Genomic DNA, 20,810 nt, shown 5'->3' with positions numbered 1-20,810 from the left:
TTGTTTTTATTTCAGCTATTTGCTATATTGCCGTACAACAATTGACCCGATTGAAACTTAAACATTACCAAGCCTTTGTCAGGTGATCTAAAAGCGACTATTTGATGCGTAACAAGCAAGTGCGAGCGTGATTTTTGGTTGTTTAGTAAGATAAGGACGGTCTGTTTTTTATATCTCACACCACGAAAGTAAGTATCAGGATGATGTTGTATGCTTAAAATAGCCTTAATTATTGCCCCTATGTGTATTGCTCTAGCCTCTTGCGCTCAAAGTCCCCTCCTTTCCCAAACTGTTCAAAAAGACCCCCCTGTGTTTACAGCTGATTACCAATCGACTCAACTCAGAGATTTAAACTCTGTGGCTGATATAACGCAGCAATGTGAACGGATACTTATTGACGCAAACACGAAAAAGCAGCTTCTTGAGCAAGATGGCAGCTTCCCAACCCAAGTGAGATTTTATCAACCTATTGATTCATTGATTGTTTCTTTAGGTAATCTATCAGGCAGGTTAAGACTGATCTCAGACAGCTTTAATGAACCTAGTATCAAAAATGCGGCAAGAGTGTGCATTAAAAAAATTGCCAACTTTGAGAGTGAACTTTGGTTGTCACAACCAATTCACGAAAAGTATTTGAATATTAGTCAGGGTGATCTTGATGATGAAACTAAATACTCAATACAAAAGTATCTAATTCAGTTTCAAAAAAAAGGTGTGAGCAAAGATGCACAAACGCGTGCTAAGTTGCACCAGCTCAATAGCGAATTAACGAATATAGGCCAGCAGTTTAATAAAAATATTAATGAGAGTGTGCGCTATATAAAAGTAAAGCCAGAAGAGCTAAAAGGGCTACCTGCTGAATATATTAATGCTCGGAGCTTAGATGAAAATGGCTTTATTGAAATCTCAACGCGTTACCCTGATATCATTCCAGTCATATCTTATGCAGAAAATGACGAGGTAAAGAAAAGGCTTTGGTTTGCGTTTTGGCAAAGGGCCTATCCTGAAAATGTGCCTGTTGTTGAGCAATTGCTACAAAAACGCTTTGAATATGCGCAATTATTAGGCTTTGATAACTATGCGCATTACATCATCTCAGACAAAATGGCAAAGACGCCACAAAGAGTAAAAGACTTTTTAACCCAGCTTAATGAATACACCAAAGCAGCTGATCAAAAAGACTATAATCGCTTGTTAGCGAGATTACAGCAGATTTATCCAAAGACAGATAAAGTAGAATTATGGCAGCGTGACTATGTGTACGAGCTGGTTTTAAAAGAACAGTTACAAGTTGATTCCAAAGCTATCGGTAGGTACTTCAGTTTTGACAAAACTAAAGCGGGCATACTTGAGCTGACTCAAGAGCTATTCGGTATTCAGGTAAAGCCTTGGGATACTTGGTTATGGGATACCTCAGTGACGGCATATGAGGTATATGATAACGGCAAATTATTGGGACGCTTTTATCTGGATTTGCACCCGCGGGATGGCAAGTTTACTCATGCCAAAGTGGTGACTTTGCAAAAAGGGATTGAAGGTAAACAGATACCCGTGGCGGCCGTACTGGCAAATTTTCCAAAGGGTAATGCCGCTATGTCGCATCGTGAGGTGACCACGTTTTTGCATGAATTTGGTCATGCGCTCCATGTTATGTTTGCAAGTACTCAATGGAGTAATACCGCAGGAGTGTCAACAGAAAGAGATTTTATCGAAGCTCCATCACAAATGCTTGAAGAGTGGGCGTGGCATTATCCAACCTTGTCTCGCTTTGCGACCAACAGCGCAAGCGAAGTACTACCTAAGGAAATGTTTGATGCTATGTACGCTGCTAGAGACTTTAATTTAGGTATGAATACTCGGCAGCAATTGCACTATGGGGCGTTTTCTCTTGACGTGTATAACCGAGACCCAAATGGCTTAGATGTAGATAAACTCAGCGATGACTTACAGTCAATTTATACTTTATTTCCTGCCAATGACGATCAGTATCTTTATACCTCTTTTACACATTTGAACGGTTATAGTGCCAGCTACTACACTTATCAATGGTCACAGGCTATAGCAATGGACATTCTTTCGAAGTTCAAAGAAAACGGCATGATGGACAAAGAAACGGCAAGTAGATATCGACAGTTAATTTTGGAGCAGGGCGGTTCAAAGCCTGCGGACATATTGTTAGAAGACTTTCTACAAAGGCCAGTCTCTTTTGACGCTTTTGCAGGAAAATTAAAAACCTATAGTCAGCAGTAACAACATAAACTGATGATGCATTTTTGCCTAACGTGAATGCCTCATAAGTGAGCAAGTTTGAATCGTGCAACAAGCACTTATCGATAGTCCCTATATTTTTCTGCGACTAAAAGGTAAGTGCTTTTTTTGTTAATTATGTTAATTTCAAAAGCTAAGTGAAAACAATAATAAGAGCAGGAGCCTAGAATGCAGTCAATCATGATAGTGCTATTTGGCATCATTGGTATGCTATTTGGCTGGTTTGTTTATTCAAAATTCATCGCTGAAAAAATCTTCAAAATGGATGATAACTTTGTCACGCCAGCACACGAACTCAATGATGGCGTAGACTTTGTACCAACGAACAAAGTGGTATTGTGGGGACACCATTTTACCTCGGTTGCCGGTGCAGCCCCAATTGTTGGGCCTGCTATTGCGGTGTATTGGGGATGGGTTCCGGCGGTGCTATGGGTAGTGATTGGCACCATATTTTTTGCCGGTGTACACGACATGGGGGCACTTTGGGCCAGTGCACGTCATAAAGGTAAGTCTATGGGGGCACTGTCTGAAACCGTCATAGGAAAACGCACCCGTGCGTTATTTATGATAGTGGTGTTTCTGGTTTTATTAATGGTCAATGCGGTATTTGGAGTGGTGATTGCCAACTCTTTTGTTGCCAATCCAAGCGCTGTGTTTCCTGCATGGGCAGCGATTGCAGTGGCATTGATTATTGGACAGTTACTTAAACGACAAGTGCCTTTAGTACCGCTATGTGTGGTTGGGGTGGCGATTTTGTATGCCACGATTTACATGGGGTCGAGTATGCCTTTGGCATTGCCTTCAGAATTATTTGGCCTAACGGATAAGGCGAGTTGGATTGTGATCCTCTTTATCTATGCAGCGGTGGCTTCTCTATTACCGGTATGGATGCTGCTGCAGCCTCGCGACTTTATTAACGGTATGCAATTATTGGTTGGCTTGATATTACTCTACGGTGCGGTATTTGTGGTCATGCCAGATATTACTGCTCCAGCATTCAACACCCAAATGGCTAGTGAAACACCAAGCATTATACCGCTGTTATTCGTCACCATCGCCTGCGGCGCGGTATCAGGTTTTCATGGCATTGTGTCATCGGGCACCAGCTCTAAGCAATTAAATAAAGAAACAGATGGTCGGTTTGTTGGTTACTTGGGCGCAGTAGGTGAAGGCTCTTTGGCTTTGATAACTCTAGTAGCCGTTAGTGGCGTGATGCTTGCTGTGTCACCTGAGCAATGGCATGAAATATACAGCCACTTAGGTGCAGGCAGTGTGGGAGCATTTATTAACGGCGGGTCGAATTTGATCAGTAGTGGTTGGGGTATCTCGGCAGAGATCGCAGCAACACTCCTTGCGGTAATGGTGGTGCTGTTCGCTGGTACAACGATGGACTCGGGGGTAAGACTGCAGCGTTATATCATTCAAGAGTGGGGAGAGATATACCAACTTAAGCCGCTACAAAATGGTATTGTTGCAACATTCATCGCAGTTGGTTGTTGTCTATTGCTTGCTTTTGGAGCCGGTGGCTCTGCGGGCAGTGGTGGTATGATCATTTGGCCATTGTTTGGCTCAACCAATCAAATACTCGCGAGTCTTACTTTGTTAGTAATTTCAGTCTACCTCATTAAGTTAGGGCGCCCAGCGAAATACACTTTAATACCAATGAGTTTTGTTTTATTGATGGCATTTTTTGCTGGAGTAATCAAACTACAAGAATATTACCAGCAAGGTAACTGGTTATTAGTGGGACTGGATATCATCGTATTGGTGGTGAGTGTACTGGTGATGTTGGAAGCTTGGGCTGTTATTAGCAAACATAATCGTGCCGAGGCGCACGGCACAAGTCAACAATAACGACTTTACTGGTAAAGCATTATCAAATATCCCATAATCGGGCCCTTAATTTGTAACTGAGGGCCTTTTTTATGTCTTTTCCTCTAGCATTACCATGTAGTGATTTAGTGAATAATAACGCAGACGCAGTGATCGTGATTGCTGCAGATGTGCATGATTTACAGGATGAGCGTCTTAACACAGCTGTCGCGCCGTATCTAGCGATAGATGCGAGAATCGCGAGCAAAGCGACTCTGTTGCTTGCTGATGAGCTACCTGGTAAGCGTTTGATTATCTCCCCAACTGGCCCGCTTAATCGTGATTATGATGACGTACGTCGTGTTTTTGATGCTGCAAAGTCAGCTATCAATGAAGCAAAAGCGGCAGGATGCAAAGCACCTACCTTGCAGGTTGTGGGTATGCCACAAGATGAACGCTATCAAAATGCGCTTCAAGTGGCTTACTTAGGCGCGTGTCAGGCGCTATGGCAGCCGTTAGAAGCACGAGAGTATCGTGGTCAAAGCATAGAGCCAGTTACACAAATAAGCTTAGTAGGAGCCAGTGAGGCGCTGTGTAAGCAGCTTAATGCCATGGCTGCTGGCCAATATGCAGCCCGAGATTTATGTGGTACTGAACCTGAGCGTATGGCGCCACCAAAATTTGCAGATTACTGTGTTGAGTTATTTAACAATACGGGCGTGTCTGTAGAAGTTATTAGTGATATCAATACGATAGAAAAGCAATATCCAATGTTGGGAACTGTTGCTCGTGCTTCTTATGCCGTTGAGCGTCACCATCCTCGCGTGATAAAGCTAGAATACACGCCAAGCGGTGAAGTAAATCGTACCTTGATGTTCGTTGGTAAAGGGCTTGTTTACGATACCGGCGGTGCAGATCTTAAAGTAGGTGGCTTTATGGCGGGGATGAGTCGCGATAAAGGCGGTGCTGCATCTGTCGCTGGTTTTATGAAAGCAGTTGCTGATTATCAGCCAAATGGGGTAAAAGTAATTGCCTACCTCGCTGTGGTGCGTAACTCAATCGGTTCAGACTGTTTTGTACCAGATGAAATCATCACATGCCGTGAGGGGTTAAAAGTACGTATCGGTAATACCGATGCCGAAGGTCGTTTGGCGATGGGTGATTTACTAAGCGAAATGAAAGACCTTGCTAAGTCAGAGGTAAACCCTGAGTTATTTACTGTCGCAACACTGACTGGCCACGCAGCACGAGCGGTAGGTCCATATAGCGCTTATGTAGAAAATGGCCCAGCTCGTGCGGCGAGTGTATCTCGTCAATTGGCCGATATCGGCGATCTGTGGGCCGATGGCGCGGAGTTATCACGCAGCCGTCGTGAAGATTATGATTTTGTAAAACCTCGCACCTTAGCAGACGATGTGCTTTCAAGTAACAATGCCCCTTCAGCGGTTACTGCGCGCGGTCACCAATTCCCTATGGCATTTTTAGCGATTGTGGGCGGGCTAGATAAGCATGGCTGTGATTCAGAGCTTCCATTGCCTTATGTGCATATGGATATTGCTGGCAGTGGTGTTGAGGGCGGTGATTGGCAACACGGCAAGCCAACTGCTGCAACAGTGAGCAGCTTATTTGCGCGTTATTGCATTTAATATCAATCCACTAGTTAAGCTGATTGGTATAACAGCGAGTTACGCATTAACTATATGAAAAAGGGCACTCAATGTGCCCTTTATTAATTAGGTTGACTGCTTAAATCAAATTATTTAAGACCTAGTACGTCTTTACCTTGTTTGAATGTGACATCAACAGGAATATTTGCTTTAGATAGTTTTTCTAAGTCAGCTTCCAGTTCAGCTTTGATATCACCATGAGTGGCAATAAGCTGGTCTACTTTTTGATAATCACCGTCACCTTGTAACGTTAAGATCAAGTTTGAAAGCTTCTCCATGGCCACTGCCATTTTATCCATATTCACTTTGTATAGGCCTTGCTCGTTTTTAGAAAACGCGCCTTGTTCTTTGAAGAAGTTGAAGCGGATCATGTTTGCTTTACCGTGGGCACTTGATGCACCAAAACGTACTGAACGGAAGATACCAGCCATAAAGGTGATATAGTAATCTTCGATAGTTCCTTCCGTTATTTCGCCTTTATTTAACAGCTGCTCAACCATGTAAAGACCAAGAATATCGGCTTTGCCTTCTTCAATTGCACTAGCATGTTCTTGCAAAGATTGGCGAACAGTGCCTTTACCCGTGATGGTGTTTTTAATTCCTAAACCGTGTGCCACTTCATGGAACATGGTGTTAGCAAAAAAAGCATCAAAGGTGATGTGTTTACGTTGCTCTGGCACAATAAGTTGGTCGGCAATAGGTAGCATGATTTTATCAAATTTAGCACGCATCGCATTTTTAAGCTGCAAGCGGCGAGTGCCTTTTTCTAGCTGAACCTGTTCATCATTTGGTAGGTTAATAGCAATGGTCTTGCTACCAGCGTTTGAGTGACCAGCATAAAAAATCACATCGTAAGCATTTAGGTCTGCATCAGATCCTGGTACTTCCTGCTTGTATTTCTCGTCAACAGGTAAACCTGTTTGTAGTTCAGGTAAAAATGCGGCGAATTTGGCTAAACGCTCGCTCCATGCCAAATCTTTAACGAGCACATATGATTCAAAACCGGCTCTGTAGCCAAACAATTGATCTTCATAGGTTTCAATTGGACCAATAACCACATCAATCGGATTATTCTTCATGTCCATCCATGCAAAATCAGACGTTTGGTAACTATTGTTCAGGAGTGCATCTGCACGAAGAGTTAGATAATTAGCAAATTCTTTATCTTCTGCAAGTTTGCTGGCTTCACGCAACAGTTGAGCCGCTTGGGTGAGTTCTTGTTCGTATATTTTTGAATAAGGCAGGCTGTAGAGTTTACCTTGTTCGTCACGCTTAATAATTGAATATAAGCCGTTTTTATCTTTTAAATCAGAATTATTTAGCTCTTCTTTGGTCATATCGTGAGGATAAAATTCTGCACCTGGTGTTTTATCTTCAAAACCACTTAGAAAGACTTTGTCACCATCTAGTCTGTCCCACGGCCCATAATTAATATCAGCAAATTTGCGAACTTTGTCATCTGCGATACGACTCAAAAAGGTTGCTTTGTCCATTTCAAAACTTTGCTTCCAAAATAGGTCGTCCATAATTTTAGACGCATCGATTAATTTGCCGATCATTTGCTTTTGATTGTCGCTTAGGTGCGACAAATCCGTTTTTAAAGTCACTTCGGTGTAAATGTCTAAGCGTGATTGTGGCGTATTAACTAACGCATAGCTTGGTTGTTCTTGCTGTGCACTTTGTGCCTTAGGTGAGTTGCTGGCAGGGTCTGAACAGGCGCTCAAGGCTAAAGTGCTCGCAACGATTAATGCTTGGCTTATTTTAGAAAGTCTCATAGTGCTCTCTTTATTTGTTATTGGAAGTGAAAATTACTCAGGTACTTTACCTTATTCGTAAAAAATATGCTGCATCGACGCGATGTAATGACTGAGAAATTAGCCACAATCATTTTAATGGAATATTTTTACATCAGCGTCTTAACTTTATGCCGATGTTGAACAATACTAAAATCATATAACAACAGTATGTTAATGCCACTGAGTAGTTTTAGGATTGGACCTATGTCAACAGAGAATGCTTTACTTACCATCCTTATTGATAGAATAAATAACGACACACTTGTGTTGCCAACGTTACCTGATGTAGCGGTGAAAGTTCGTCAAGCGGCGGACGACCCAGAAGTAAACTTAATGCAAATGGCTGACGTAATTTCGCACGACCCGGCTCTATCGGCGAGAATGATAAAAGTAGCCAATAGTGCCTTTTTAGGGCGTACTGTGAAGGTAAATACGCTAAATCAAGCCGTTACTCGAATAGGGCTTAGGCAAATCAAAAACATTGCAACGGCGATGGCGATGGAGCAGCTATTTGTTTCTAACAATAAGTTAATAAAAACCTATATGGACAAAGCATGGCAAAAGACTTTAAAAGTTGCCTGCCAAGCTATTACTACAATGGAGTTTTATCTCCGTGAGCATAAACACACCTCACTTAACAGAGATACTATAACCCTTGCTTCTTTGGTTTTTAATATTGGCGTGTTACCTATTTTAACTGAAGCTGAGCGCCATCCTGAGGTATTCGCTAATCCAAGCTTCTTGGCGCACGCAATTCAAAAGTTAGCGGGTAAGATTGGTGGGGCAATCATGCGCGAATGGGGGTTCACTGAAGACTTTATAGAAGTTGCTGAAAACTGGGCAAACCCTAATTATCGACCAGAGCAAGATAGCTATGTTGATTTCATTCGTGTCGGGGCAATTTTAGAAGGGATTTTGCAGGTTTCGGATAAAACCGCATCGTTAGAAGTTTATGAGCAAAAAGGCGTTGTTCGTTCAGTAGATATATTCACCAGCGATGAATATCACGAAATACTTGAAGATGTCAAAACCATGTTTGCATAAACCAAATATACGGAGTTGGTAAGTCGAGCTCTTCGACCCGAGCTCTTCGACCCGAGCTCTTCGACCCGACTTACCAATTGTTTATTACATATCAGAGCTATCGCCCAAGCTCTGGGTAAGTTCTTCTAAAAGCTCTTTGATTTCTTCACTTACTAAAATAAAGTCAGCATCTAGCTTTACGGCCATATCTTCTTTTGGAATATCAGCATTTTGTTCTTTTAACGCATCAGCGTAGCTCAAGCGTTTAATCGACCCGTCATTTTGTAGAATAAACTTCACTCGCTCGCGCCAGTCAAAAGCAAGTTTGGTGACGCGCTTGCCATTATCTAGGTGGCTTTTGATTTCATCTGAAGATAAATCATGCTGTTTAAGCTTTACCTGAGCACCATTATCATCAGGTTCTTGAAGCTCAGCGTCGGTGCCAATTGCAAAACCTTCAGGGGCTTCGAATTTGGTCAGCCAATCGGTAAGAAAAACATCCAAATCATAGTTAGCAAATGCAGGGACAACAGGTAATGTGCCTAGCGACTTTCTTAATAAAGCCAGTAGCTCTTCCGCTTTATTAAAGCTTGCGCTATTGACGACTACCCAGCCATTGGCTTGGTCGATGAAGGCAAATTGTAGACTCGACTTTTTGAAAGCTTGTGGCAACAACGTGCTAAGGATATTTTCTTTTAATTCGTCTTTTTCTTTTTTCTTTACTGGACGGTTTTCTTCGCGCTCAATCAGTTCTACTTTTTCGGCGACCATATCGTTGATAACTGAAGCAGGAAGTACTTTTTCTTCACGCTTTGCGCATAGCAGAATACTGTTTTGTGAGAAATGCGATAAGCTTTCGCCGTGTTTACCTAGAGCTTTGGTCCAACCAAAAGTACTCATATCTTGGCTACCACAAGGTCTAAATACATCTTGTTCTAATGCTTTTTCAAATTCATCTTGGTTGTATGAAACGTCTTGCTTGAATCGATAACAGATCAGGTTACTAAACCACATATTATGAGTATCCGTGCTTTAAAATAGACGGGCATAATAACAATAATTTGCAGCCAAATGGGAGAGCCATATACAAAACTTTGCATATGGCATTTTAAATTTAACTAAACATACTCATTGGCGCTTGCATGTGCTTAGGGAATTTAATGTAGTAAGTCAAACCTTTACCTTCTTCACTACTTACTTCAATATCGCCATTCAGAGTTTGTTTTACCAGGTTTAAGGTAATGTGAGTACCTAAACCGCTACCGCCTTGATCTCGCTTAGTGGTAAAAAATGGGTCAAAAAGTTTCTCAAGCTGCTCTTTAGTCACACCACGTCCATTATCTTTGTATACAATTTTCACATCATCATGATCATCGGTGATCGTAATATCAATAATGCCTTTATCAATCCCATCAAAACCATGAATAAGAGAGTTCATAATCAAATTAGTAAATATTTGACTGATTGCCCCTGCGGGTAAATGAAGTATTAAGTCATCAGGACAGTCAATATCAATGATATGTTTAGTTTTTTTGATTTTCGGATGCAGTGAGCGCACAACCTCAGACAGATACTCTTTGAAATTTATTTTTCTAACCGCTTCACTGGCTTGGTCAACTGCGATTTGTTTAAAGCTGGCAACCAGCTCAGAAGCCCTATCTAAATTGGTAGTTAACAAACTGGTACTTTGTTTAGCTTCGTTAATAAACTCTTCAAGTGCTTTTGGTGATAATGTTTTGTCTTTATAGGCTGCTTCGAGCTTGGTTAATCGTTCTTGTAAAAACGAGGTGGCGGTAACGCCTATACCAACAGGGGTGTTAATGTCATGAGTGATACCTGCAACAAGTCCGCCTAGCGCCGCCATCTTTTCAGAGCCAACCAGACGTTCTTGAGCCATGTTGAGCTCATCAACATATCGCTCTAATTCTTTTTGCTTGGTGAGCAATTCTTGCTCTGTCTGGCTACGCAGGTCTACTTCTTCGGTTAATGTTAATTTTTGCTTTTCAAGCTCGTACTTTTGTTGCTGAAGGTCCATCATCGCCTGACTCAAGTTTGAGGTTTTTCGAGCAACTTCTTGCTCTAATTGTAGATTATGTTGATCGAGCTTTTCGTTGCTAATGATGAGCTCTTTTTGCGTTTGATCTAATTGCTTTCGATATTCTGACACTTTGTCGATAAGCTTATTGAACGCCTCTTCCATTACCTTTAATTCGTTACGTTCTGAAGTACCTATGTCAATCTTTCTTCCATCAATATCATCGAGTTCTATTTCTTCGATTTGGTCGGTGAGGTCAGTCAAAGGTTCAGTTAATAGTCGGCGAAATGCAATCAAAAATAAAATGATCAAGAATGTCGTCTTAATCATGGCATTACCGATTAAGAAGTAAATTGAGATCATGATGCGACTGAAGACAACATCTCGGGATGAGAACAAAGTTACATCGCCCACTTGAGTTGCTCGACCTGAAAACTCAAATATGAGCGGGAAAGTGTAGCCAAACAAGCCTGAAGGGGTATCTTCAATGATTGCCTCTTCTTGTACTAATTGTTGACTATACAATTCGTGTATATCCAATGAACGGCCAAGTTGAGATATTATTTCACCGCTATCGTCACGCACAATAATACCTTCGATCATAGGTATTGCCAGCAACCCTTCGGCTGTAGTGACCGTTTGCTTGGTGTTTAATTCCCAAATGGCACGTGTGAGACTTCGGCTGAACGTTTTTTGCAGCATCGTCAACTCATTGCGGATATAATCTTTAGTATTAACATACTCCGCGACAACTTGACCGCAAGTCACAACGAACGTTAGTAAGAAGTAAACCGACAGCACATTCGTGAGTAGCTTTTTTGATAGGCTTTTTTGCAGCATGAATGAACTTTGGCTCCCCAAATAATAATTTTTTTAGTACGGCTATTGGTAAAGTTAGCCAATAAAGGCTTAAAAATAAATAAATATCTTGCTTTTTTAATTCAGGAAAAGTGCTCTATTATCATTGTGTCTAGTATCACTTACTGAAGAAACAATCTTGTGTTATAAGAGCGATGGATACAAAATAATAGATTGATTGTAATGAACTACTCAATATTAGTGTGTGATGACTCCGTGGTTGCAAGAAAACAAGTTGTACGCTGTTTGAGCAATCTGTCTAACGCAGACATAAAACAAGCCAAAGATGGCGTAGATGCCTTAGAGCAACTGAAAAATCAGAATATAGATTTGTTATGTTTGGATTTGACCATGCCAAGACTCGACGGTATTGGTGTGCTTGAGCAGATAAAAAAAGATCCTAGTATAGAGACCTTCATTGTTGTCATATCAGCGGATATTCAACCTGAAATGAAACTACGTGTAACCCAGCTTGGTGCAATAGAATTTATTGAAAAACCAGTGAATGGTGAGTATCTACTAAAGCTGCTAAGTCGTTATGGTATTCGCTGAAAAACTATTTACAGTTTATTAATCTATCAATTCTTTTTGCAACCACTGACCAGTCGAATGATATTATTACGCATACTATTTGCTTTCATTTGAATTACACTTGATTATTTTGCATATTATTTGTCAGATTTACCAGTTGACAAAGTGCCTATATTTCGGGCAAGCTAAAAATATGAAAATAAAATTTAACACTACGACCATTATTACAACCACCATCCAATCTGGATAGTGGCATAGGTCGGTGCGTATTTAAAAAAGGCCTGTGTTCACTACGAACACAGGCCTTTTTTAGTTTTAGGAATGAGGAAATATAACAATGCGTGTTTTAAAATTTGGTGGCTCTTCGCTAGCTAACTTTAACTGTCTTAAGCAAGTCCAAAGCTTAATCTTGAATCAAGCGGGTGAAGAAGCGCTTGTGGTGCTCTCGGCTCCAGGGGGGATGACGGATCAGCTTGTTGAGTTGGTTGACTTAGCTGAGCTTGGGCAAGATTACTCATCGCAGTGGCAAGCACTGCATGAGCGTGCACAAGCTTTGCATGCTGAAGTTGAAAATCTTTACGGAACAGTTGCACATTGGCCGAACTTTGAAGACCTACAAAACAAACTTGCCGGTGTAAAGCTTTTAAGCAACTGTCCAGATCCAGTTAGGGCTTACGTGATAAGCTTTGGTGAGCGAGTCAGTGTTGCCTTAATGCAGGCAATGCTAGGTAGTTCGCAAGCTGTGTATCTTGAAGCGACGGAGTGTATTGTCAGTCAGGGCGGGTATTTAGATGCTGAAGTTGATCTACAGCTGAGCCAGCCTAAGTTTGCTGCCGCAATGAATGCGAACCCAAGTAAGTACTACATCATGCCAGGGTTCACCGCGAGTAACTCACGTGGTGAATTGACGACACTTGGTAGAAATGGTTCTGATTATTCTGCAGCGGTTGCAGCTGCTTGCTTGCGTGCACAAGTGTGCCAAATTTGGACAGATGTTGACGGTGTTTATAACGCCGATCCACGTTTTATTAAAAAGGCAACTAAAGTGGATTGGCTGTCATATAAAGAGGCCATGGAGCTGTCATATTTTGGTGCTAAAGTTTTGCACCCTAAGACAATTTTACCTTGCGCTAAATTCTCTGTGCCGTGCGAAATAAAAAATACACATAACCCTGATGTTGCAGGTTCAGTAATTAGTAATGAGCGCCGTGGTGATGAAGCGGTTAAAGCTTTATCAAGCTTAGAAAGTCTAGCCATGCTTACTGTGTCAGGCCCAGGAATGAAAGGCAAAGTCGGCATGGCGTCGCGAGTCTTTAATGCGCTGGCTAATGATAACGTGTCTATTGTGTTGATCACGCAAAGCTCATGTGAATTCAGTATCAGTTTCTGTGTTCATGACAGTGACCTTGAATTAGCACTTAGTGCGCTTGAACAGGCTTTTGAGCTTGAAGCACAAGCCGGATTAATCGAACCGGTGCAAGTACAGCGTGACTTAGCAATCGTAACTTTAGTCGGCGACAATATGAGAGCCCATAAAGGGTTAGCAGCTAAGTTCTTTGCATCATTAGCGCAAGCACAGTTAAACATTGTGGCAATCGCTCAGGATTCAACTGAAAGTGCTATTTCAGCTGTCATAGACGGTACAAAATGTAATGATGCGGTGAAGGTTTGTCACGAAAACTTCTTTACTCATATTCCTTCAATAGACGTATTTTTATTGGGTTGTGGCTTGGTGGGGCAGGAGCTTATCAAACAACTTGAAAAACAGCAGGCTTGGCTAGAAAAACGTAATATCAAGCTTAACTTATACGGTGTTGCGAATTCAAAACAGCTCTATCTTAATGCTGATGGTGTGCCATTTGATACATGGCAATCTGAGCTTGCGAGCCAAGAGCAGAGCTTTTCTTTAGAACGTGTTGAGGAATTTGTTAAAGCCAATCATTTAATAAACCCTGTATTGGTTGACTGCTCTTCTTCACAGCACCTTGCAGATCAATACGTTGGTTTTTTAAATGCGGGCTTTCATGTAGTGGCTGCTAACAAAAAGGCGAATACGGGGAGCTATGAGTATTATCAGGCCTTAACAAAAGCGGCGCAAAGCAAGCAAAGAAAGTTCTTATATGAGACCAATGTTGGAGCAGGTCTTCCTGTGTTAGACAACTTGCAATTGTTATTTGGTGCAGGCGATGAATTATTGTCGTTTAATGGTATTTTATCAGGTTCGTTATCTTATATGTTTGGCGCGTTGCAAGATGGCTTGAGTTTATCTCAAGCCACCGAAAAAGCGAAAAGCAATGGCTTTACTGAGCCAGATCCTAGAGATGATTTATCAGGAACAGATGTGGCTAGAAAGCTGCTTATCATTGCGCGTGAGTCTGGTTTAAAACTGGAATTGAGTGATATTGAAGTTGAGCCAGTGGTACCCGCTGATTTTGCGACAGGTACTTCAGTTGAAGAGTTTATGGCTCGTTTGCCAGAGCTTGATGCAAGCTTTGCTGACAAAATTCAAAGTGCAGCAAACGAAGGTAAAGTGCTGCGCTATGTTGGCAGTATCGAAAATGGTCACTGCCGTGTGGGCATTGAAGCAGTCGATAAGGCGCATGCGCTTTACGATATCCGAGACGGAGAAAATGCGTTGGCAATTCTAAGTCAATACTATCAACCTCGTCCGTTTGTTATTCGCGGCTACGGTGCGGGTGCAGAAGTAACTTCAGCAGGTGTATTTGCTGATATTTTAAAAACACTTTAGGGTAGGACTTTTAATGATTTCGATTTATGCCCCTGCATCGATTGGTAATTTTTGTGTAGGTTTTGACTCATTAGGTGCAGCCCTTGCGCCAATTGATGGCACTTTACTAGGTGATGTTGTTCATATTGAACACGCAGAACAAGATACATTTAAATGTGTAGGTCCTTATGCTGCTAAGCTGCCAACTGACGCGCACGAAAACTTGTCTTTCCAGTGTTTATTACATTTCAGGGAGCTTATAGCACCGGACATGCCTGCGGCACTACTGACTTTGGAAAAGCGCCTACCAATTGGCTCAGGACTTGGGTCTAGCGCTTGTTCTGTTGTTGCTACATTTGTTGCACTGGATAAATATGCCGATACCAAGCTATCCCAATCACAGATGATTGAACTAATGGCTGATTTTGAAGGTAAAGTCAGCGGTGCTCGTCATTATGACAACATTACGCCCTGTTATTTGGGGGGCTTGCAGTTAACAGCAGATTTGGTGCCTAACAAGGCGCTCGCGTTGCCTGTGGATGAGCTGTGGTACTACGTTGCCGCTTACCCTGGTTTTGCCCTTAATACCGCAAAGGCCAGAGGCGTATTACCACAAAGCTTAACAACTCATAGCGCAGTGGAATTTGCGCAGCGTTTATCTAGCTATTGTGTTTTGCTGCAAAGCGGCCGTTTTGATGACGCCCTCGCCCTGATGAAGGATGAATTGGCCGAACCTTACCGCCAATCTTTGATTGCAGGCTTTAGCGATGCGAAAGCAGCGTTACCCGAGTATGGCGCCAAATTAGTAAGTATTTCAGGTGCGGGGCCAACCTTGTTTGCTATTTGTAAAACACTTGAAGAGGCGCAGCAATGTCAGCAATGGCTTGAAAAAAATTATATTAATGAACAAGGCTTTAGCCATATCTGTAAACTCGATAACTTAGGCACTCGTGCTATTTCTCAAGGAGTAAATTTGTAATGCAATTGGTTAACTTAAAAGATGAACATCAAAAAGTATCGTTTACAGAAGCGGTTAAAACAGGGCTAGGGCGCAATCAGGGGGTATTTTTTCCAACTGATTTGACGCGTTTAGCTGATGTAGATGCGTTATTAGATTTACCTTTTGTTGAGCGTAGTGCGCAAATATTAGCTCACCTAATTGGTGATGAGTTGCCCAAAGATACCCTGACTGAAATGGTTCAACGCGCGTTTAATTTTCCGGTTAAGCTGGCAAAAGTAGATGAAAAAAATTACTGCTTAGAGCTATTTCACGGCCCAACTTTAGCATTTAAAGATTTTGGTGGTCGTTTTATGGCTGAATGCATAGGTTTGTTTAATCAAGACGAGCGAGTAACGATTTTAACCGCAACCAGTGGTGACACTGGTGCTGCAGTTGCACACGCCTTTTACAATAAGCCTAACGTTGATGTGGTGATCTTATATCCTGAAGGCAAAATATCACTCGCCCAGCAAAAGTTATTCACAACACTTGGTGGCAATATTCACTGTTATGCAGTTGAAGGTAGCTTCGATGACTGCCAAAGCTTAGTTAAGCAAGCGTTTTTAGATGATGAAGTAAAGCAAAAACTGGGTTTGAACTCAGCCAATTCAATTAATATCAGCAGGTTGCTTGCTCAGGTTTGTTATTACTTTGAGGCATTAGCTCAGCTACCAAAAGAACAGCGCACCGACGTGCACGTTTCGGTTCCAAGTGGTAATTTTGGTAATGTGTGCGCGGCAATGATTGCGTCAGTTATAGGCTTACCTGTAAGTAAGCTTTCAGCTACGACTAATCAAAATGATACTGTACCGCGTTATATAGAGTCGGGTGAATGGTCACCAAACGAGACCATTGAGTCGTTATCAAATGCTATGGATGTGAGTAAACCTAATAATTGGCCTCGCGTTCAAAGCATGTTGGATAACGGTCAATTCAACAAACGTGAATTTTATTCACGTTGTGTTGGTGAGCAACGAACTCAAGAAGTCATGCGTGAAGTGGCTGCTGGTGGATATATAGCCGAGCCGCATACAGCAATTGCGTATGAAGGGCTGACATTGGACAAGGCACCACATAGCACTGGAATATTTTTAGCGACAGCTCACCCTGCGAAATTTAAAGAGTCGGTAGAACAGGTGCTCGCTCAGCAAATAGAGATGCCTGACGTACTGCAGCAAGCACTAAACAAAACTTGTTTAGCACAGCCGATGACGGCGGATTACGATAAATTAAAAGCGGCTATTTTTAGTAAATTGCTGTAAATAGCCCGCAGGTTAGACCGCTCTTAGGCAAGAGCGGTCTGTATCAAACATTAAAATACTTAATTTTATCCACTAAAAACATTTAATAAATTAATATTTAAATAAAAAAATATCATTCTTTTAATACTGTGAAATAAATTCAATCCCTGTTTAAATATGCTCATGCCAAGATCATAGGCATGAAACGCGTTTGAGCGTACAATACGGCTTTTAATACCATACGTGCACCTAGGAGACCCCATGTTAGAACGTAACATGAATATTGCAGATTTTGACCCTGAATTAGCGAAAGCAATTGCGCAAGAAACAACGCGCCAAGAAGAGCATATCGAGCTTATCGCGTCTGAAAACTATTGTAGTCCACGTGTTTTAGAAGCACAGGGGTCTCAGTTAACAAATAAATACGCTGAAGGTTATCCTGGTAAGCGTTACTACGGTGGTTGTGAATATGTAGATGTTGTTGAACAATTGGCAATCGATCGTGCAAATGAGTTATTCGGCTCAAACTACGCAAACGTTCAGCCTCATGCTGGTTCGCAAGCAAATGCCGCTGTTTTCCAAGCGTTACTTCAGCCACATGACACAGTGTTAGGCATGAGCTTAGCGCACGGTGGCCACCTTACTCACGGTTCACATGTTAACTTTTCTGGTAAAACGTACAACGCGATTCAGTACGGTTTAAATGAACAAACTGGTGAGATTGACTACGCTCAAGTAGAAGCTTTGGCTTTAGAGCACAAGCCTAAAATGATCATCGGTGGTTTCTCAGCGTATTCAGGCATTGTTGACTGGGCTAAGTTCCGTGAAATTGCAGATAAAGTAGGTGCATATTTACTTGTTGATATGGCGCACGTTGCAGGTCTTGTCGCAGCTGGTATCTATCCAAGCCCAGTGCCTCATGCACACGTTGTGACTACTACTACGCACAAAACCTTAGCTGGTCCTCGTGGCGGTCTAATTATATCTGCGTGTAACGATGAAGACATCTACAAAAAGCTAAATAGTGCTGTATTCCCTGGCGGACAAGGTGGTCCTTTATGTCACGTAATCGCTGCAAAAGCGGTGGCATTTAAAGAAGCACTACAGCCTGAGTTTAAAGAATATCAAACACAAGTTGTTAAGAATGCACAAGCGATGGTTTCAGTGCTTCAAGAGCGTGGTTATAAAGTTGTTTCTGGTAAAACAGAGAACCACCTATTCCTACTTGATTTAATTGATAAAGACATCACAGGTAAAGATGCAGATGCTGCTCTTGGCCGCGCAAATATCACGGTAAACAAAAACTCAGTACCAAACGACCCTCGCTCACCATTTGTGACTTCTGGTCTGCGTATTGGTTCTCCTGCCATTACTCGTCGTGGCTTCAAAGAAGCAGAATCGAAAGAGTTAGCAGGTTGGATTTGTGATGTATTAGACAACATCAATGATGAGTCTGTACAAGCTCAGGTTAAAGAAAAAGTGAAAGCAATTTGCGCTAAATTACCTGTTTACGCATAATTGTACGCACTAAATAACATTTTTTGTTATGATAAGGGCCGCTGTTTAGCGGCCTTTTTTGTAAGATTTCTAAAGTGAAACACTATGCACTGTCCTTTTTGTACTGCTAAAGATACCAAAGTAATAGACTCTCGTTTGGTGAGCTCTGGCCACCAAGTGCGAAGACGCCGAGAGTGTATTGAATGCCACGAGCGCTTTACAACTTTTGAAGGTGCTGAATTGGTTATGCCACGGGTGATCAAACAAGATGGATCTCGTGAGCCTTTTAATGAAGATAAACTGATCAATGGCTTGGCTCGAGCTTTAGAAAAGCGCCCTGTTAGCACCGAGCAAATTGATGAAGTGATCCATGAGATAAAATCTAAAATCCGTGCTACTGGTGAACGTGAAGTGCCTAGTCATCTAATCGGTGAATGCATCATGGAAGCGTTGAAAAAGCTTGATAAAGTTGCCTATGTACGGTTTGCATCGGTATATCGTTCGTTTGAAGATATTCGTGAATTTGGTGAAGAAATAGCAAGACTGGGTGACTAAGTATGTTTACTAACGATGATCATCGTTACATGGCGCTGGCAATTGAGCTTGCCGCAAAAGGGCGCTTTACAACTACACCAAATCCGAATGTTGGCTGTGTGATTGTTAAAAATGCTCAGGTAGTAGGGCAAGGCTATCACCAACGAGCGGGCGAAGGTCATGCTGAAGTCAATGCGTTAAAAGAAGCAGGGCAAAACGCCAAAGGTGCAACTGCGTATGTGACCTTAGAGCCATGCAGTCACTATGGACGAACACCGCCTTGCGCCGAAGGTTTGATTAAGGCTGGCATCTCACGCGTCGTTGCTGCGATGGTAGACCCCAACCCTCAAGTTGCGGGCAAAGGCTTAGCGATGCTCGAAGATGCCGGTATTGAAACCGCGTCTGGCTTATTGCAAGAGCAAGCAAGAGCGTTGAATAAAGGTTTTCTAAAACGAATGGAACAAGGTTTGCCATATGTAACGTGTAAGCTTGCGGCAAGCCTTGATGGTAAAACAGCGCTAAAAAATGGACAAAGCAAATGGATCACAGGGCCTAATGCACGTAAAGATGTGCAACGCTTTAGAGCGCAAAGCTGCGCAATACTCAGCGGTGCTGATACCGTAATAATGGATGATGCCAAACTTAATGTGCGAATTAAAGAACCAGAGATTGACCTACCCAAAGGCCAGACTTTAAGACAGCCATTGCGCGTGATCATTGACTCACAAAATAGATTAACGCCAGATCTAGCATTGTTTCAAATAGCAGCGCCAATTTTAATTTTACGTACACACCTTGATAATCAACGACAGTGGCCGCATTTCGTAGAGCAAATTGAATTGCCAGCACAGCAACAAAAGATCTCTTGCCGCGCCGCTCTAGAGCATTTAGCTGAGCGAGGTATCAACCATGTTTGGCTTGAGTCTGGGGCTACTTTAGCGGGAGTGTTCGCACGGCAACAGCTAATCGATGAATATGTGGTATATTTAGCGCCGAAGCTAATAGGGTGTCACGGCAAAAGTTTAGTTAATTTGCCCGAGATCACCGTGATGGATGAAATCACCCAGTTAGAGTTTCTCGATGTGCGCCAAATAGGCGAAGATATTCGTATTACGGCCATAACCCGCTAATTTAAGAGGCTATATGTTTACAGGTATTATTGAAGCGACAGGAACATTGAGCGAGCTAACCCCATCCCAAGGGGACTTAATCGTACGTGTCGGTAGCGACAACCTAGATATGACAGATGTAAATCTTGGCGATAGCATAGCGACAAATGGCGTCTGTTTAACCGTAGTAGAGAAGTTTAAAGATGGTTTCAGAGCAGACTTATCAAACGAGACCATAAAGTTAACTCAGTTTTCCCGTTACAAACAAGGGCAAAAAGTTAATTTAGAGAAAGCACTACAGCCCATTTCTCGTTTAGGGGGCCACCTAGTATCGGGTCATGTTGATGGTATCGCGACTGTGGTTGCCATTGAAGCAAATGCACGTGCTACCGAATACTGGCTAGAAGCGCCTGCTGAGTTAATGAAATATATTCCCCATAAGGGGTCTGTTGCAATTGATGGCATTAGCTTGACGGTTAATGAAGTCAAACAGCAGCAATTTAAATTAACGATTGTGCCCCATACCGCACAAGAGACAACTATTGCCGATTTTAAAGTCGGCAGCAAGGTCAATTTAGAAGTTGATCAAATTGCCCGTTATTTAGAGCGCTTAGTGCTAGGAGCGCAACCTCAGGCTAGCGAGTCAACTCTCACAGCCAGTTTGTTAGCCAAAGCGGGCTTTATAAAATAACCCCAATGAACCTTAATTAG

15 protein-coding genes are annotated in these 20,810 nt (G+C 42.1%); 12 read left to right on the top strand and 3 right to left on the bottom strand.

The genetic code is table 11. The features are described 5' to 3' along the window. Positions 1-309: 309 nt before the first annotated feature. From HG263_RS18955 to HG263_RS18945, 3 genes are all read left to right on the top strand, one after another. Positions 310-2,250, top strand: a complete 1,941-nt coding sequence (locus HG263_RS18955) for a M3 family metallopeptidase (protein WP_171627649.1) — start codon at positions 310-312, stop codon at positions 2,248-2,250. A gap of 186 nt (positions 2,251-2,436) precedes the next feature. Beyond that, positions 2,437-4,122, top strand: coding sequence for a carbon starvation CstA family protein (locus HG263_RS18950; protein WP_171627648.1), 1,686 nt, complete (start codon positions 2,437-2,439; stop codon positions 4,120-4,122). 71 nt (positions 4,123-4,193) lie between these two features. Further along, on the top strand, positions 4,194-5,726 hold the full coding sequence (locus HG263_RS18945) for a M17 family metallopeptidase (protein WP_171627647.1): 1,533 nt from the start codon (positions 4,194-4,196) through the stop codon (positions 5,724-5,726). Positions 5,727-5,836: 110 nt separating this feature from the next. Here HG263_RS18945 and HG263_RS18940 read toward each other — a convergent pair whose 3' ends face one another. Continuing rightward, positions 5,837-7,522, bottom strand: a complete 1,686-nt coding sequence (locus tag HG263_RS18940) for a DUF8614 domain-containing protein (protein ID WP_171627646.1) — start codon at positions 7,520-7,522, stop codon at positions 5,837-5,839. A gap of 225 nt (positions 7,523-7,747) precedes the next feature. Between HG263_RS18940 and HG263_RS18935 the strand changes: the two genes are divergently transcribed. After that, positions 7,748-8,587: an HDOD domain-containing protein gene (locus tag HG263_RS18935; RefSeq protein WP_171627645.1), complete on the top strand. Its 840-nt coding sequence runs from the start codon at positions 7,748-7,750 to the stop codon at positions 8,585-8,587. Positions 8,588-8,671: 84 nt separating this feature from the next. Here the strand turns inward: HG263_RS18935 and rdgC are convergent, their stop codons facing one another. Both rdgC and HG263_RS18925 read right to left on the bottom strand, forming a co-directional pair. Further along, positions 8,672-9,580, bottom strand: a complete 909-nt coding sequence (rdgC, locus tag HG263_RS18930) for a recombination-associated protein RdgC (RefSeq protein ID WP_171627644.1) — start codon at positions 9,578-9,580, stop codon at positions 8,672-8,674. 100 nt (positions 9,581-9,680) lie between these two features. Beyond that, a complete protein-coding gene (locus HG263_RS18925) occupies positions 9,681-11,441 on the bottom strand; it encodes a sensor histidine kinase (protein WP_171627643.1) in 1,761 nt (586 codons plus the stop codon). A 201-nt stretch (positions 11,442-11,642) separates the two neighbouring features. On the opposite strand from HG263_RS18925, the gene HG263_RS18920 reads away from it, so the two are divergent. From HG263_RS18920 to HG263_RS18885, 8 genes are all read left to right on the top strand, one after another. Next, positions 11,643-12,011 carry a response regulator gene (locus HG263_RS18920; RefSeq protein ID WP_171627642.1) on the top strand — a complete coding sequence of 123 codons (369 nt, stop codon included), beginning with the start codon at positions 11,643-11,645 and terminating at the stop codon, positions 12,009-12,011. 316 nt (positions 12,012-12,327) lie between these two features. Further along, a complete protein-coding gene (gene thrA / locus HG263_RS18915; protein ID WP_171627641.1) occupies positions 12,328-14,739 on the top strand; it encodes a bifunctional aspartate kinase/homoserine dehydrogenase I in 2,412 nt (803 codons plus the stop codon). Between the two features lie 13 nt (positions 14,740-14,752). Then, on the top strand, positions 14,753-15,697 hold the full coding sequence (gene thrB, locus HG263_RS18910; protein WP_171627640.1) for a homoserine kinase: 945 nt from the start codon (positions 14,753-14,755) through the stop codon (positions 15,695-15,697). Beyond that, positions 15,697-16,980 (top strand): threonine synthase, encoded by a 1,284-nt coding sequence (thrC, locus tag HG263_RS18905; protein WP_171627639.1) that lies wholly within the window; start codon positions 15,697-15,699, stop codon positions 16,978-16,980. Before thrB ends, thrC begins: the two co-directional genes overlap by 1 nt. A gap of 240 nt (positions 16,981-17,220) precedes the next feature. Continuing rightward, positions 17,221-18,477 carry a serine hydroxymethyltransferase gene (glyA, locus tag HG263_RS18900; RefSeq protein WP_171627638.1) on the top strand — a complete coding sequence of 419 codons (1,257 nt, stop codon included), beginning with the start codon at positions 17,221-17,223 and terminating at the stop codon, positions 18,475-18,477. 84 nt (positions 18,478-18,561) lie between these two features. Next, positions 18,562-19,011: a transcriptional regulator NrdR gene (nrdR, locus tag HG263_RS18895; RefSeq protein WP_171627637.1), complete on the top strand. Its 450-nt coding sequence runs from the start codon at positions 18,562-18,564 to the stop codon at positions 19,009-19,011. A gap of 2 nt (positions 19,012-19,013) precedes the next feature. Continuing rightward, complete coding sequence (gene ribD / locus HG263_RS18890) at positions 19,014-20,120, top strand: bifunctional diaminohydroxyphosphoribosylaminopyrimidine deaminase/5-amino-6-(5-phosphoribosylamino)uracil reductase RibD (RefSeq protein ID WP_171627636.1); 1,107 nt, start codon at positions 19,014-19,016, stop codon at positions 20,118-20,120. Between the two features lie 25 nt (positions 20,121-20,145). Next, the gene (locus HG263_RS18885) at positions 20,146-20,790 is read left to right on the top strand and encodes a riboflavin synthase (protein WP_369334499.1); all 645 of its coding nucleotides are present in this window, start codon (positions 20,146-20,148) and stop codon (positions 20,788-20,790) included. The last annotated feature ends 20 nt before the right edge of the window (positions 20,791-20,810 follow it).

Source organism: Pseudoalteromonas caenipelagi (assembly GCF_013140855.1).
Classification (GTDB): domain Bacteria; phylum Pseudomonadota; class Gammaproteobacteria; order Enterobacterales; family Alteromonadaceae; genus Pseudoalteromonas; species Pseudoalteromonas caenipelagi.
This window is presented reverse-complemented; position numbering and strand designations above follow the sequence as displayed.